Here is a 14,453-nt window from a genome sequence, read left to right on the forward strand (position 1 = left end):
TCCTATCGGGCGGACACCGTCTGTCGCAGTTCCGAGTATGCGTCGCTGGCGGTGTCGTAGACCCGAACGATGGCCTGATCGCCCGGCCGCAGGAACGTCGACTCTCCAAGCTCCGTGTACCGCGTCGCTCCGATGCCGATGAGCACGTGCTCGGGGTGCCCGCTGGCGACCATGAGCGCGCCGACGTCCTCCAACGGCGTGTCGGGCGAGCCCTTCTGGTTGTCCAGCCGCTCGGTGATCCAGTCGAGCAGCACCTCGCCGTAGTACGAGTAGCCCAGCAGCGGGCTGTCAACGCCGTACTCGTGTTCCTGCCCGTCCGCGGTGCGCAGATGGCAGACCAGCCGCAGCGTCGCCGTTGGCCCGTCCGGCGTCAGGTCGCTGATGTCGAAGAATTGCGCCGCAACGCCTTTCGACGCGGGACCCCAGTTCTTCTTGTAACTGATCTTCGGCGCTCCAGGCCGCCGGATGGAGCAGTCGTTGAACGCGCCGAGCGCGATCGGCTGGAGCGACACCACGGTGTCGCCCTGCCAACGCACCTCACAGGCCAACCCGACCTCGGGTTCGATCTGCAGGTTCAGCGGAGTGTCGCTCTGCGGCAGCTGGATCGCGTCGTGCGACAGCGGAAACTCGCCGAGGAAGCTGTCGTATCCCGGTGCGTACCAAGGGAAGATGCCCTTGGGGGCGGCCCCCTCGGAGGCGACGTTCACGAAGTCGGCGGCCTCGCCGGCCTGCTCGAGGTGTCCCGCGAAGTTCCCGGCGACACCGAATCCGAACCACGTCCTCAGTTCCTCGTACTCCAACTCGATCACGGCTCCAGCACCGACCTTCCGACGTAGGGCACCAGCGCATCGGGCACCCGGACGCTGCCGTCGGGCTGCTGGTGGTTCTCGAGGATGGCGACCAGCCAGCGCGTGGTCGCCAGTGTGCCGTTGAGGGTCGCTGCGGTCTGCGGCTTCCCGTTCTCATCGCGGTAACGGGTGGCGAGCCTGCGCGCCTGGAAGGTCGTGCAGTTGGACGTCGACGTCAGCTCGCGGTAGGTGCCCTGGGTGGGCACCCACGCCTCGCAGTCGAACTTGCGGGCGGCCGACGACCCAAGGTCACCCGCCGCGATGTCGATGACGCGGTAGGGCACCTCGATCTTGGCGAGCATCTCCCGCTCCAAGCCGAGCAGTCGCTGGTGTTCGGCCTCGGCATCCTCGGGCTTGCAGTAGACGAAGCCCTCGACCTTGTCGAACTGGTGCACCCGGATGATCCCGCGGGTGTCCTTGCCGTGGCTGCCCGCCTCGCGGCGGAAGCACGACGACCAGCCCGCGTAGCGCTTGGGCCCGTCGGAAAGGTCGAGGATCTCGTCGGCGTGGTAGCCCGCGAGTGGGACCTCCGACGTTCCGACGAGGTACATGTCGTCGGCCTCGAGCCGGTACACCTCTTCGGCGTGGGCGCCGAGGAACCCGGTGCCGGCCATCACCTCTGGGCGCACCAGCACCGGCGGGATCATCAGCGTGAAGCCGTTCTCGGTGGCCAGCCGCACCGCCAGCTGCATGATGCCGAGCTGCAGAAGCGCGCCGAACCCCGTGAGGAAGTAGAAGCGCGACCCGGACACCTTGGCGCCGCGCTCCATGTCGATCAGGCCGAGCGCCTGCCCGAGTTCGAGATGGTCCTTCGGATCGTCGAGGACGTGGGGCTCGCCCACCGTCTCGAGCACCGCGAAGTCGTCCTCGCCGCCGGCCGGGACGCCGTCGATGATCACGTTGTCGATCGCCATGTGAGCCGCGGTAAGTGCCTGCTCGGCGGCGGTCTGGTCGGCTTCGGCGGCCTTCACCCTCTCGGCGAGGTCCTTGGCGCGCGCCAACAGGGCGGGCCGGGAGTCCGCGGTGGCCTTTCCGACCTCCTTGCTGGCCGCCTTCTGCTCGGCGCGCAGGTTGTCGGCGGTGGAGATCGCGGAGCGCCGTGCGGCGTCGGAGTCCAGCAGCGCGTCGACGAGGCCGGGATCGGATCCTCTGGCCCGTTGCGACGCGCGCACCCGGTCGGGGTCTTCGCGCAGCAGTTTGAGGTCGATCACGACCGCAACCCTACTTTTGTGCCTCGGCGCTGCGGAGCGTAGGTCGGCTGGGCCATTCGGCCGTCAGAGCACAACCACATAACTTTACAACTGCAACTCTTGTCACGGTGCTCGGCGCGCCTGTCACAATGGACGCGATGTTGGACGCACCCCCGGCCACCGAGTCGGGCCTCGACGCGGCGGAGCAACCGCCCAAACGGACTGCGTGGTGGCAAAGCCTTCAGGCCACCCCGACCCGTCGTGCTCTGCTGCTGACGGCGCTCGGCGGCCTGCTCATCGCCGGCCTGAGCACCGCACTCCCACGCGGCGTCGAAGGCACAGGTCCGCTCTCCGCGGCGTCGGCGCTGAGCCGCGGGAGCGAGACGTTCGACCACGTCAAGGGCGGCGACTGCCTGAACTGGACGGAACGAACGCTGGACGCCGCCCAGATCGTCCCGTGCACCGACGAGCACCGCTTCGAAGTCGCCGAGACCATCGACATGCGCACGTTCCCCGGCAGCGAGTACGGGCCGGATGCGGCGCCACCGACGACGGCCCGGATCCAGCAGATCACCCAGGAGCAGTGCCAGGCGGCCGCGCGCTCCTACCTCGGCCCGAAGTTCGACCCGGACAGCCGGTTCGTCGTCAGCCTGCTGTGGTCGGGTGAACGCGAATGGCGTGACGCAGGTGAGCGCCGCATGTTGTGCGGGCTCCAGCTGCCCGGCCCAAACAGCCAACAGCTGTCGCACAAGGGCAAGGTCGCCGACGTCGACCAGTCGAAGGTGTGGTCGGCCGGAACATGCGTGGGCATCGACCCCACCATCAACCAACCGACCGACATCCCCGTGGACTGCGCGGCGCCGCACGCGACGGAGATCACCGGTTCCGTCAACCTGGCCGAGAAGTTTCCCGACGCCTTCCCCACCGATGCCGACCAGGACGCGTTCGTCAAGGACGCGTGCGCCAAGATGACCGACGGGTACCTGGCCCCGATGCAGCTGCGCACCACCACGCTCACGCTGATGTACAGCACCATCTCGCTGCCGAGCTGGACGGCGGGCAGCCACCAGGTGTCGTGCAGCATCGGCGCCACGTTGGGCAACGGGGGTTGGTCCACCCTGGTCAACAGCGCCAAGGGTCCCTTGCTGATCAACGGACAGCCGGCAGTGCCGCCGCCCGACATCCCAGAAGGTCGGCTCGACCTGCCGCCGATCCCGATGCCTTCGATCGACGCCTCGTCCCAGTACGACCAGTCGCAGATCGACCTCAGCCAGCAGTACCCGAGCCAGAACACCGGCCAGCAGACGCAGCACCTGCCCGGCCAGCAGACGTCGACGCAGCAGAGCCCGACCTCGTCCGGCACCGCGCCACCTCCGCAGGGCAACACGTTCCTCAACGGACCGCCACCGCCTCCGGCGCCACCGCTGGACGGCCCGCCACCACCAGAGGGTGCGCCGCCACCTCCTGGTGACGCCCCGCCGCCGCCACCCGGAGCACCGCCGGTCGGGGCCGCCCCTGGCCCCGCTCCGCCCCCAGGCGAACCAGCCCCGGCACCCGTCGTCCCGCTCATCCCGCCGCCACCGGGCGCGTAGCCGCGATGGCCGTGCGGATGAGCCCGCAACGGTTCGACGAGTTGGTCTCCGACGCACTAGATGGAATCCCACCGGCGTTGACCGCGGCGCTGCAGAACGTCGTCGTGCTGGTGGAGGCTGCGCATCCCGAGGAGCCCGACATCCTCGGGCTCTACGTGGGCACGGCACTGACCGAGCGTGATTCGTCGTACGCGGGATCGTTGCCCGACACCATCACGATCTATCGCGACGCGCTGCTCGACATGTGCGAGAGCGAGGACGAGGTCGTCGACGAGGTGGCGGTGACCGTCGTCCACGAGATCGCCCACCACTTCGGAATCGACGACGACCGGCTTCACGAACTCGGTTGGGGATGACTGCGCGCGGCACCGCGGATTCGACGGCGAGCAGTGCTATGAACGGCCCTATGACCAACCAGTGTCACGAGTGCCGCGATGGTCTCGAACACTGTCACGGCACCGTCATCCATCACGTGCGGTTCGGCTCCGAGTGCACCGAACCCGGATGTGAACGGCCCGAGCTCGAGCATGCCTACCGGCTCGACTGCGAGGCCGTCGGCTGCCGCTGCTCAGTGCCAACCGCCGTCGCGAGCTGAGGCGTCAACCCATCGGGTCGGCGCCGTGCAGGGCGTCCTCGACGGGGTGCACTTCGGGCTCGGGATCGAACGGCGGCAGCAGCGCCGCCCACTGAACGCAGCTCCACCGTCCGTCGGTGATCGGGCTCAGGACCACGCACTCGGTGTTCGCGAGGTGGTGCTCGAGCGCGAAGCTGCCATCGACGCCCGACAGCACCGCCCCCACCAGACGAATCGCGGCCCCGTGGCTCACCACCACGACGTCGCCCTTCCACGCCTCGTCGTCGAGATAGCGCATCCGCAGCTGCGTCACGACGGGGAGATAGCGCTCCAGCACCTCGGTGGCGCTCTCGCCTCCCGGTAGCGGCACGTCGAGTTCGCCTTCATGCCAGCGCTGGTAGGTGGCGTTGAACTGTTCGACGGCGTCGTCGTCGTTGCGGTTCTCCAGTTCGCCCACTTGGACCTCGTGGATGTCCTCCAGCGTCAGCGTCGGCAGGTGAAGCTCCGCGCCGATCTCGGCGGCGGTCTCGGTGGCGCGCAACGCCACCGAGTGGGCAACCATCCCGATGGGGTGCGCCCAGTCGCGCGCGAACGTGCGCGCCTGCTCGCGCCCGAGTTCGGTCAGGGCCGCGCCCGGCGGCTTGGTGTCGAGCCGGCGGTCGACGTTGCCGAAGGACTGCCCGTGGCGGACGAGCACCAATCGGCCCGTCACCTGTGCGCTCTGCTCTTCGCGCAAGCGCTCATCGCGTCCCCTCCCGGAGTCGGGCCAACCACGTCGACGCCTCGTCGGTGGTCGGCGATACCGCCCCTGCGGGGGCGTCGGTCGGCCAGGAACCCAGATATCTCACGTCTGCACAACGTCGGTGCAGCGCCACGAGTGCCTCGGCCACCGGAGCGTCGTCGATGTGGCCGACACAATCGAGGAAGAACACGTAGGTACCCAGTTCCTTACGCGTGGGCCGGGATTCGATCCTGGTCAGGTCGATGTCACGGATGGCGAACTCGGTCATCGCCGTCACCAGGGCGCCGGGGATGTTGTCGAGCCGCAGCACCACCGACGTCCGGTCGGCACCGGTGCGCCCCTGCGGCGGCCCCGGCGGGGCGACGAGCACGAAGCGGGTTCTGGCGTTGGGCTCGTCGACCACCCCGGTGGCCAACGCGTCCAGCCCGTACATCTGCGCGGCCAGCGCGGTGCTCACCCCGGCATCGGCCCGACCGTGCGACACGTCGTCGGCCGCAGCCGCATTCGAGATCGAAGGAACGATCGTGGCGTCGGGCAGGTGCTCCCCAAGCCACCGCTGGACTTGCGCCGCCGCGATCGGGAAGGCCGCAACGGTTCGCACGTCGGCGGCAGTCCTGCCGTCGGCGACGACGATGCTGAAGGCCACGTCGAGGGTGAGCTCGCCGAAGATCTGCAGCGGTGGCCCGAACGCGAGGCTGTCCATCGTCGGCGACACCGAGCCCTCGATCGAGCTCTCGATGGGCACGCATGCGTAGTCCGCGTTGCCCGCGCGCACGGCGTCCAGCGCAGCGGGCGTGCTGACCGTATCGACTTCCTCGGCGGGCCCGGGCAGCATGCCGCGAGCGGACATCTCGATGAGCGCTGCTTGGGAAAAGGTTCCGCGCGGACCGAGGTAGGCGACGCGTGGCACGGCTCAACCCTATCGGCTCGTCGGGCCGCGCCCGGCGAAGTCGATTCGGTAAACCTTGCGCGCTTCGGTGAGGCTAGCCTAAGTTAGGCTAACCTCATTAAATGGAAGGCAACCAGATGACCGTGCTGGCACCGACGACGGCCGAGCGAATCCGTAGCGCATGTGCGCGCGGCGGCGGTGCGATGCTCGCCGTCGAGGGACTCGAGCCGTCCGCCACCCCCGTGCACCACCTGCTCGCCGACGGGTCCTTCGCCATCACCGTGCCCGCCACCGGACTGCTGAACGGCATGGTCGTCGCGGCGGGTGGACACGGCGTCCAGGCGGTCCTCGAGCTGACCGACTACGCGCCGCTGCCGCTGCGTGAACCGGTCCGGTCGCTGGTGTGGATCCGCGGCAGGCTGCATCACGTGTCGACCGCCGACGTCTCCGGGCTGCTCGACGTCATCGCCGCCGAGAGCCCGAATCCCGCTCTGCTGCAAGTGAACACCGGCGAGGCGCAGGCCGCCCGTGGTGACACCCCCTACGCGCTGATGCGGCTGGAGATCGAGTCGGTCGTCGTCGCCGACTCGACCGGTGCCGAGGCCGTCTGCGTGAGCACGCTGCTCGACGCGCGCCCCGACCCGTTCTGCGCGCTCGAGTCCTGCTGGCTGCAACACCTCGAGTCCGCCCACCGCGAGGTGGTCGACCGGCTCGCCAACAGGCTGCCGACCACACTGCGCCGCGGCCGGGTCCGCCCGCTCGGGCTGGACCGCTACGGCGTCCAGCTCCGCGTCGAGAACGAGGACGGCGACCACGACGTGCGGCTGCCTTTCAACACACCCGTCGACGACGTCACCGGGCTCAGCCAGGCCATTCGCGTGCTGATGGGTTGCCCGTTCCTCAACGGACTGCGCGCGCGCCGCATCTAGTGGGGCCGCTAGCGTAGCTGCGGTGACCGCAGCGCCCGACGAGCCCGCGCCTGCCGAGCGGCGGGTACTGCGTACCGAGGTCCTCGTCGTCCTTGCGGTGACGTTCGGGCTCAGCGCCTACACCGCCGTCGTCAACCTCTCCGAGGCGGTGATCCTCGGCCTGTCGGGCCAGCGCGTCTTACTCAACCGGCGCCAGTCGCCGATTGACCTGATCGACCTGCTGCTCAACCTCACCTTCGTGTTCCAGCTGCTCGCCTGGGGCGCGTTGGCGCTGTACCTGTTGTGGCGCAGCGGCATCGGGCCCGCACGCATCGGGCTCGGACGATTCCGCTGGCGGCCCGACCTGCTCGGCGGGCTCGGGCTCGCCGCCCTGATCGGACTGCCCGGGCTGGGGCTGTACGTGGCGGGCCGGGCCCTTGGCATCGGCGTCGAGGTAGTGCCGTCCGCGCTCACCGACACCTGGTGGCGGATCCCGGTGCTGCTGTGCGTCGCATTCGCGAACGGATGGGCCGAGGAGATCATCGTCGTCGGGTTCCTGCTGACCCGGCTGCGGCAGCTCGACGTCAGCCCGGGCAAGGCGCTACTGCTGTCCAGCCTGCTGCGCGGCACGTACCACCTGTACCAGGGCTTCGGCGCGGGGCTGGGCAACGTCGTGATGGGCCTCGTGTTCGGCTATGCCTGGCGACGAACGGGTCGGCTGTGGCCGCTGATCATCGCGCACGGCCTGATCGACGCGGTGGCCTTCGTCGGCTACGCACTACTAGCCGACCACCTCGGCTGGCTCGGCTGATCGAGCCGTATCGGCACGTACATTCAATCCGTGAACCACGATCGGCCACCGCCGCCGGGGCCCGACCCTTGGCGAGGTCGGCCGCCGTCGGAGCCGTCGCAGGTGATTCGCCGAGACCCGCAGTACCGCCCACCCCCGCCGCCATTGCCTCCTGCCCAGCGGCCCCCGCCGCCCCGTCGCCAACCCCCGCCGGCGCCTCCGCCTCCGCGCCCACCGGCACAGGCGCGCCCACCGGCGCCGCCGCCGAAGGCCCGCAAGCCACGCCGCAAGCGACGCTGGGGGCGCATCGTGCTGGCCGTTCTGGTGGTGTTCGTCCTCGCGGTCGTCGGCACCGGACTCTGGATCGATAACTCGCTGCACCGCATCCCCGCGCTCGCTGACTACGCCGAGCGGCCCGCGGCGGGACGCGGCACCACGTGGCTGCTCGTCGGCTCCGACAGTAGGCAGGGGCTTACCCCGGAACAGCAGGCCGAGTTGACCACCGGGGACGACATCGGCGACGGCAGAACCGACACGATGCTGCTAGTGCACGTGCCGGGGTTCGGCTCCGATGTCCCGACGACGATGGTGTCCATTCCGCGCGACTCCTACGTCCCGATCCCCGGGTACGGCGAAGACAAGATCAACGCGGCGTTCACCCTGGGCGGCGCGCCACTGCTGGCCCAGACCGTGGAGCAGGCCACCGGGATGCGGCTCGACCACTACGCCGAGATCGGGTTCGACGGGTTCGCCGTCATGGTCGACGCGGTCGGTGGCGTCACGATGTGCCCGGCGGAGCCCATCAGCGACCCCATGGCGGGCATCGAACTGCGCGCGGGCTGCCAGAAGCTGGACGGGCGGTCGGCCCTCGGTTACGTCCGCACCCGCGCCACCCCACGGGCCGACCTCGACCGGATGGTCCATCAACGCGAGTTCATGTCGGCGCTGATGCATCGGTCGGCCAGCCCCGCAGTGCTGCTCAATCCGCTGCGCTGGTACCCAATGGCCCACGCTGCCGCCGGGGCCGTGACGGTCGACCTCGACGCACACGTGTGGGATCTGGCCCGGCTGGCGTGGGCGCTGCACGGCACCGTCACCACCACCACGGTGCCGATCGGCGACTTCAGCGAAAGCGACTCCGGGTCCATCGTGGAGTGGGACAGCGAGGCGGCCAGTCGGCTGTTCGAAGCCTTGGCCGCCGACTCAGCGATCCCCGAAGACGTCCTCGAGGCCGGCCGCATCAAGTGAGGGAATGCTTGCTTTAATAAGGCATACCTTTGATGACAAGGGCTCTGACCAGCACTATCCTCGACCGCATGACTGACGCGACCGCACTCGACACCAAGTTCCACCACCTCCTGCGCGACCAGATCCGCACCGAGTTCACCGCGTCGCAGCAATACCTCGCCATCGCCGTCTACTTCGACGGAGCCGACCTGCCACAGCTCGCCAAGCACTTCTACGGCCAGTCGCTCGAGGAGCGCAACCACGCCATGATGCTGGTGCAGTACCTGCTCGATCGCGACGTCGAGGTCGAGCTCCCTGGCACCGACGCGGTGCGCAATGCGTTCCCCTCGGCGACCGAGGCACTGAAGCTCGTGCTCGACCAGGAACGGGCCGTGACCGAGCAGATCAGCAGGCTCGCGAGCGTCGCGCGCGAGGAAGGCGACTACCTGGGCGAGCAGTTCATGCAGTGGTTCCTCAAGGAGCAGGTGGAGGAAGTCGCGCTCGCGACCACCCTGATCCGGATCGCCGACCGGGCCGGCGCCAACCTGTTCCACCTGGAGGACTTCGTCGCGCGTGAGCTGCTCACCGCGACGAAGGCCGACCCCAACGCACCCAAGGCCGCGGGCGGCAACCTCTAGCCATCCGGCTGATCGCGGCCCGCCCCGGTCAGTCCGTTCTGCAGCCAGCCCTTGGTCCGGCCGGGGTGATTGGTGGCCACCCATGCGACGCCGAGTTCGCGGCAGTAGCGCACGTCCTCGTAGTGGTCGACGGTCCAGCAGTACAGCGCCCGGCCGTGCGCCGCCGCCCTGTCCACGAGTTCCGGATACTCGCGCAGGGTCGCGATCGACGGACCGACGGCGGTGGCCCCGACCGTCGTCGCGGCACTACCGCCCAGGAATCGGGACGTCTCGCCGAGCAGCACCGTCGGCAACATCGGTGCCGCCCTTCGGATTCGCCAGACCGCAGCCGCCGAGAAAGACATGACGACGGCACGGGACATGTCGGCGGACGCGGGCGATGCGATGCCATACCGGTGCAGCAACGCCAGCACCTTGCTCTCGACCAGCGCGCCGTACCTGACGGGGTGCTTGGTCTCGATGAAGATCTTCACCGGCCGCTTGCAGTCGAGCACCAGCGTGATCAGCCGATCGAGTGTGAGCAATCCGGTGTCGCCCTGGCTGCCGTCGGCTCGCCAACTGGAATGCCATGTGCCGTAATCGAACTCACGCAGCTGAGCCAGCGTCAACTCGCTGACCAGCCCGGTGCCGTCGGAGGTGCGGTCCACCCGCCTGTCGTGCACGCAGACCAGATGGCCGTCGCGCGTCAGCCTGACGTCGCACTCGACGCCGTCGGCGCCTTCGGCCAACGCGAGCTCGTAGGCGGCCACCGTGTGCTCGGGTCGGTCTGCGGAGGCCCCGCGATGGGCCACCACGTATGGATGGCCGAGCGCTTCGCCACCCGAGTTCATGAGGCCTATGCTGCCGGGTCTGCCCGCATCGACTCAACCGGAATCGCCGATTCCTGCTCGACGCGTTCGGTGGCCTCGGGTTTTGCGGCGCGGGCGGGCGCAGCTGGGTGGGCGGAATTCCAGTCGCCGGCGATCACCCAGCGCTTGATGGGCTTGTCGACGGGACTGCTGGTGAAGCCACGGAACACCTTGTTGAGCAACAGCAGCGCGATGAGTCCGATCAGATACGCGAAGGTGAAGGTCACGGTGTTGTCGGCCACGCGCTGAGCGTCATGCGCGTAGAAGGGCAACGCGGTGATGGTCGCGAAGGCCGACACGAAGAAGCTGACCACCCACGCGCACCACCAGATCACGATCGGCTTGCGCAGTTCGTGGACCCGCGCCTCGAGGACGGCCAACTCGATGACGAACACCGGTGCGAGCAGCAGGTTGACCACCGGTATCAGGCAGCCGGCCCACAGCTCCGTCTTCGACCGGGTCTCGGGGAGTTCGAGCCGCTCGAACGTCGCCGCGCGTCGTGCGACGAGCCAGCTAGTCAGCACGATCGCCGTGGTGACCAACGAGAAGAACGCCAGGACGCTCGCGGCCACGCCGCCGACGGTGGCGGCGTCCGCCAGGATCGGGTTGAGCAGCACGCCGCGATTGACGAGCAGCAGTGCGTACCGGAACACGTGCAGCAGCGCCGCGAGGCCGAACGCGAACATCGCCACCAGGAGCGTGGCGCGCACCATGCGCACCGACGGGCCCGAAGCCTGCACCGCGGCCTGGGGCTGATCGACGTAGTCGACGTGGTCCTGCAGACCCCATCGCGGAATGGTCGCGTAGCGCGGAGTGGGGCCCAGCGGTCTGCGGCCCCGTCGTGGCGGCGGCCCGGAACCCGGTCGCACGGCGATCCATCGATACCCCGCGGGCAGTCGGGCCGCGGGACGTTGGCCGCCGGCGGTCGGCAGCGCGGCGCTGTGCGGCGCCCAGCGTTGGTCGACGGGTGCAGCGACCGCAGGCGCCGACGGCGCAAGCAGCGTGCCGTTGCACCGGGGGCACCAGACGCGCTGCCGGTCGCGGACGTTCCACCGCGTACCGCACCGCGAACAGACCTGGATCACGCGACCAGCCTACGGTTCCTCAGACGGTGCCGACGGCGCCGCCGTCGGTGACGACGGTTCGACCAGCACCGGCCCAGGCGAGCATCCCGCCGTTGACGTTGATCGGCTCGTAGCCGTTGCGGACCAGGTACTGCGAGACCCGCAGTGACCGACCGCCCGCGTGACACACCACGAACAGGGTGGCATCGGCGTCGAGCTCGCCCATTCGCGCCGGAACGTCGCCCATCGGAATGTGTCTGGCGCCCGCCGCGTGGCCTCGCGCCCACTCGTCGTCCTCACGCACGTCGAGCAGAATGACCGATTCGTCGAAGGTCACGGGGACGTCTGCGACGTCGACTTCGGTGACCTCCCCCTCGCTGGCACTCATGGGCACCATGCTGACACGCCAGGCGCGTCCGCGCACCCACCTGGTCGCCCAGCACAGCAATGACCCAACCATCCACAGTTTCCACAAGTTCATCCACAGCCGACCCTGCGGCCAAACCGGCCCTGAACCGCGCAATCACCGCCGCGGGAGCACCGAGCTGTGGATGAATCCGGGCTGTCGAGGGCAATTCTCAACAGGTCGCCCGCGCCGGAGCGAAAAGGGTTGGCGGACTAACGAAATCCGATCGGGGGGGCGGTTCGTGCCACGCCGGTCGACCTCCGATTTTCCCGCTGGTGTCCGGGGGGCTATGATCGGCGTCACAACGAGCGGTTGTGACAGAACTCACGGGGGATGGAATTGATCTTGCAGGTCAGGAGGGTTTGATGGCATCGCATCCGATGGGACCGGGGTCCGCAGTGCCGCCTTCTGAGTGGCACGCGTCAGCGCACGTCTACACCCGCGGTCAGCTCATGGCCTGCATGCGCGCCGGCGTCATCGCGCTCATCCTGCTCGGCATCCTGGCACTCATCGTCTGGTTCTAACCCTCGCATTCGGCGTGAACGAAGAAGGCCGGCCCGACATCGTCGGACCGGCCTTCACTCGTTCGTGTGTCAGGCGGGTGGGTAGACGCCCATGCCCTTGGCCTTCTCGGTCTGCCAGAAGATGTCGGTGATCTCGTCGATCGTCTTGAGCAGCTTCTCGGCGACGGCGACGTCGGTCGACTTCTTGACGTCACCAGCGCCGTGCACGCCGTCCCAGAACAGCTGGTGCAGGTTCGGGAACTGCTCGAAGTGCTCCTTGGCGAAGAAGTCCGCCCACAGCACCGTCAGGTGATGCTTGACCTCCTCGGCGCGCTGCTCCTTGATCAAGATGGCGCGGGTCCGGAAGTGATCGTCATCGGAGTCGTTGTACTTCTGGAGCGTCTTGAGGCACGAGAGCGCCTCGATCCGGGCCTGTGCGGGATCGTAGACACCGCAGTACAGGTCGCAGTGGGCATGGGCGGGGGTGGCGTTGGCGAGAAGTCGTTGCAGCATGGACCTAACTTACCGTTCCTTACGAGTGAGCGACAGTGAGTGCTGCTCGGCTGCGGCCCGAACGGTGTTGGCCGCTGGCGGCGGGTGTTCTCCGACGGACCGGTGCGCATCGTGTGCGTGCCGGTGGGCCGGAACTGCCGTGCCTTCCAACGCGGTTCGGTTGGTGATCGGGCCTGGCCGGTGGTGTGCCCGCAACGGTCCTCTGTCCGTTGCGGGGTCCTGCCGGCCGTCGCCTGATCTTCAATCCGAGGCCACGTCTGCCGATCGCGGTCGCCGCACCATGATGACGGGTGACTGGTTCGGAAGTCTGTTGCTGTAGGGGTTTGGCCCAGTGTTGGGCACCCCACTTACTGGTGTATGCGGGATCGACACCGATGATCGCGATGCCACGGCGGGCCGCCATCGCGGTCAGTCGGTTGCGGAACTTGGCGGTGGGGATGCCGGCCACGGTGCGGCGGAAGGTTCTGCCACGCTGACCGCGGCCCATCGTCTCGCGGCCGGCGGCGCGGGCGTCGGCGAAGTCGAGGTTCTCGATGACGACCGCCGTGCACGACGCATGCGTCGCGGTGTCGAGCAGCGCGGTAATCGCCGCACGGACCCGCCCATCACGCCGCGAGGCCGCCAAACCTGCGGTGGCTACCGGGATCGTGATCGGGTCCCCGACCGGATTCCCCGACCCGTCGAGTACACAGGCGGCGAGGTGATCGGCGTTGAGATCGACACCGAGCACCGGGCCGGTACGTAGTTCGTCGATCGATGGTGCCGCGGTGACCACGTCTTGTTTCCAGGACGCGTCCAGATACCAGTGGCCGGTGGCCGGGTCATGGGTGATGTCGTAGCGCACCGCCCGCCGGCCCGCCACCCGCAGCGCCCACTCGGTGCCGCGGTGGGAGAACGCCACCGGCGCCGCGACGGTGAGATGCGTGCCGTACTGGTCGGCCAGCGCGGCGGGGACCTTGATCCGCAACCGGCCGGCCTCGTCGACTCGGATGGTTTCGTTGCCACCAGCCTTGCCGGATTCGCCGTCGGCGGTCAGAAACATCCGGGAGCAATCCCAGCTGGCCCGCCACTGCTGTTCGGTCATGGCGGCCTGGTCGAGGTGGTTGCGGTTGCGCCACAACCGTTTCCCGCCCACCGTGATCGACGGCTGCCCGGCGGCCAAGGCCTTCTCCGCGGCGGCGAGTCGCGCACGCAGTTGCGCTAGACGCCGCGTCTTGGCGAATCGCTCACCGGCCGAGCGGTAACCACGCCGACGCCCAGTGCCCTGCTCGCCGGGCCGCAGCGCGCACCGCTGCTCCAACACTCCGACGGCCTGCTCCAGATCGGCCACCTGCGCACCCAGAGCTCGCATGCCCAGCTGATACTGATCCTCGACGGCTCGGGTGATCGCACCAGCCCACCTCGACGACGACACCGCGGTCACCGCCTGCTTGCGCTGCGCCCGCCACCGGGCTTGTGGTGCCCGATCCAGTTGGCCCAGCTCAACCCGGCCAGCGAACTCAGCCCGATACACCGATCCCAGAAACGATCCGATCGCCGCCACAGTGACGGCCTCGGCCTCGCTCAGGTGAATGCGGGTCCGAATCCGCACCCCCGAAGGGCCGGCGGCCACCACCGGATCGCCAATCCTGCGCAGCGCTCGACGTTCCCCCATGAACAACATCCTGACCGTCGGCACCGACAAAGGCGGCGGGGCCAACCGTTGTTAGCCTTTCGGAGTG

General features: G+C 68.8%; 16 protein-coding genes. 7 read left to right on the top strand and 9 right to left on the bottom strand.

The annotated features are described in order from the left end of the window. Nucleotides 1-2 precede the first annotated feature (2 nt). Nucleotides 3-809 (bottom strand): DUF5718 family protein, encoded by an 807-nt coding sequence (locus SLQ33_RS04725; RefSeq protein WP_319452646.1) that lies wholly within the window; start codon nt 807-809, stop codon nt 3-5. Next, on the bottom strand, nt 806-2,059 hold the full coding sequence (gene serS / locus SLQ33_RS04730; protein WP_319452647.1) for a serine--tRNA ligase: 1,254 nt from the start codon (nt 2,057-2,059) through the stop codon (nt 806-808). The genes SLQ33_RS04725 and serS overlap by 4 nt, the downstream gene beginning before the upstream one ends. Nucleotides 2,060-2,187: 128 nt before the next feature. Between serS and SLQ33_RS04735 the strand changes: the two genes are divergently transcribed. After that, a complete protein-coding gene (locus tag SLQ33_RS04735; RefSeq protein ID WP_319452648.1) occupies nt 2,188-3,630 on the top strand; it encodes a septum formation family protein in 1,443 nt (480 codons plus the stop codon). 5 nt (nt 3,631-3,635) lie between these two features. Beyond that, on the top strand, nt 3,636-3,986 hold the full coding sequence (locus tag SLQ33_RS04740) for a metallopeptidase family protein (protein ID WP_319452649.1): 351 nt from the start codon (nt 3,636-3,638) through the stop codon (nt 3,984-3,986). Nucleotides 3,987-4,229: 243 nt separating this feature from the next. Here SLQ33_RS04740 and SLQ33_RS04750 read toward each other — a convergent pair whose 3' ends face one another. Continuing rightward, nucleotides 4,230-4,916, bottom strand: a complete 687-nt coding sequence (locus tag SLQ33_RS04750; RefSeq protein ID WP_319452651.1) for a histidine phosphatase family protein — start codon at nt 4,914-4,916, stop codon at nt 4,230-4,232. A gap of 28 nt (nt 4,917-4,944) precedes the next feature. Then, nucleotides 4,945-5,856 (bottom strand): prephenate dehydratase, encoded by a 912-nt coding sequence (pheA, locus tag SLQ33_RS04755; protein ID WP_319452652.1) that lies wholly within the window; start codon nt 5,854-5,856, stop codon nt 4,945-4,947. A 116-nt stretch (nt 5,857-5,972) separates the two neighbouring features. Here pheA and SLQ33_RS04760 point away from each other — a divergent pair, with 116 nt between their 5' ends. From SLQ33_RS04760 to SLQ33_RS04775, 4 genes are all read left to right on the top strand, one after another. Next, a complete protein-coding gene (locus tag SLQ33_RS04760) occupies nt 5,973-6,764 on the top strand; it encodes a DUF2470 domain-containing protein (protein ID WP_319453258.1) in 792 nt (263 codons plus the stop codon). Between the two features lie 22 nt (nt 6,765-6,786). Continuing rightward, nucleotides 6,787-7,554 (top strand): CPBP family intramembrane glutamic endopeptidase, encoded by a 768-nt coding sequence (locus tag SLQ33_RS04765; RefSeq protein WP_319452653.1) that lies wholly within the window; start codon nt 6,787-6,789, stop codon nt 7,552-7,554. A gap of 30 nt (nt 7,555-7,584) precedes the next feature. Further along, the gene (locus tag SLQ33_RS04770) at nt 7,585-8,781 is read left to right on the top strand and encodes an LCP family protein (RefSeq protein WP_319452654.1); all 1,197 of its coding nucleotides are present in this window, start codon (nt 7,585-7,587) and stop codon (nt 8,779-8,781) included. Between the two features lie 68 nt (nt 8,782-8,849). Continuing rightward, nucleotides 8,850-9,398, top strand: coding sequence for a ferritin (locus SLQ33_RS04775; RefSeq protein WP_319452655.1), 549 nt, complete (start codon nt 8,850-8,852; stop codon nt 9,396-9,398). Here SLQ33_RS04775 and SLQ33_RS04780 read toward each other — a convergent pair. The 3 genes from SLQ33_RS04780 to SLQ33_RS04790 are packed head-to-tail and all read right to left on the bottom strand — an operon-like array spanning nt 9,395 to nt 11,698. Further along, nucleotides 9,395-10,228, bottom strand: coding sequence for a glycerophosphodiester phosphodiesterase (locus SLQ33_RS04780; protein ID WP_319452656.1), 834 nt, complete (start codon nt 10,226-10,228; stop codon nt 9,395-9,397). The two genes, SLQ33_RS04775 and SLQ33_RS04780, sit on opposite strands and share 4 nt — an antisense overlap. Before the next feature lie 5 nt (nt 10,229-10,233). Further along, nucleotides 10,234-11,331 carry a DUF4328 domain-containing protein gene (locus SLQ33_RS04785; protein ID WP_319452657.1) on the bottom strand — a complete coding sequence of 366 codons (1,098 nt, stop codon included), beginning with the start codon at nt 11,329-11,331 and terminating at the stop codon, nt 10,234-10,236. A 19-nt stretch (nt 11,332-11,350) separates the two neighbouring features. Beyond that, nucleotides 11,351-11,698, bottom strand: coding sequence for a rhodanese-like domain-containing protein (locus SLQ33_RS04790; protein ID WP_319452658.1), 348 nt, complete (start codon nt 11,696-11,698; stop codon nt 11,351-11,353). A gap of 383 nt (nt 11,699-12,081) precedes the next feature. On the opposite strand from SLQ33_RS04790, the gene SLQ33_RS04795 reads away from it, so the two are divergent. Further along, entirely contained in the window at nt 12,082-12,240 is a 159-nt protein-coding gene (locus SLQ33_RS04795) for a hypothetical protein (protein ID WP_319452659.1), read from the top strand. Between the two features lie 69 nt (nt 12,241-12,309). Here SLQ33_RS04795 and sodN read toward each other — a convergent pair whose 3' ends face one another. Both sodN and SLQ33_RS04805 read right to left on the bottom strand, forming a co-directional pair. Continuing rightward, nucleotides 12,310-12,732 (bottom strand): superoxide dismutase, Ni, encoded by a 423-nt coding sequence (gene sodN, locus SLQ33_RS04800; protein ID WP_319452660.1) that lies wholly within the window; start codon nt 12,730-12,732, stop codon nt 12,310-12,312. Nucleotides 12,733-12,751: 19 nt separating this feature from the next. Then, complete coding sequence (locus SLQ33_RS04805; protein ID WP_319452661.1) at nt 12,752-14,386, bottom strand: hypothetical protein; 1,635 nt, start codon at nt 14,384-14,386, stop codon at nt 12,752-12,754. Nucleotides 14,387-14,453: the final 67 nt, after the last annotated feature.

The sequence above is a fragment of the Mycobacterium sp. RTGN6 genome, from assembly GCF_033804605.1.
GTDB lineage: Bacteria > Actinomycetota > Actinomycetes > Mycobacteriales > Mycobacteriaceae > Mycobacterium.

Excerpts from the sequence above, each read along its gene's own strand:
- SLQ33_RS04760 (WP_319453258.1), top strand. The coding sequence starts at position 5,973 with ATGACCGTGCTGGCACCGACGACGGCCGAGCGAATCCGTAGCGCATGT.
- SLQ33_RS04790 (WP_319452658.1), bottom strand. The coding sequence starts at position 11,698 with ATGAGTGCCAGCGAGGGGGAGGTCACCGAAGTCGACGTCGCAGACGTC.
- sodN (WP_319452660.1), bottom strand. The coding sequence starts at position 12,732 with ATGCTGCAACGACTTCTCGCCAACGCCACCCCCGCCCATGCCCACTGC.
- SLQ33_RS04805 (WP_319452661.1), bottom strand. The coding sequence starts at position 14,386 with ATGGGGGAACGTCGAGCGCTGCGCAGGATTGGCGATCCGGTGGTGGCC.
- SLQ33_RS04780 (WP_319452656.1), bottom strand. The coding sequence starts at position 10,228 with ATGAACTCGGGTGGCGAAGCGCTCGGCCATCCATACGTGGTGGCCCAT.
- SLQ33_RS04735 (WP_319452648.1), top strand. The coding sequence starts at position 2,188 with ATGGACGCGATGTTGGACGCACCCCCGGCCACCGAGTCGGGCCTCGAC.
- SLQ33_RS04740 (WP_319452649.1), top strand. The coding sequence starts at position 3,636 with ATGGCCGTGCGGATGAGCCCGCAACGGTTCGACGAGTTGGTCTCCGAC.
- SLQ33_RS04795 (WP_319452659.1), top strand. The coding sequence starts at position 12,082 with ATGGCATCGCATCCGATGGGACCGGGGTCCGCAGTGCCGCCTTCTGAG.
- SLQ33_RS04775 (WP_319452655.1), top strand. The coding sequence starts at position 8,850 with ATGACTGACGCGACCGCACTCGACACCAAGTTCCACCACCTCCTGCGC.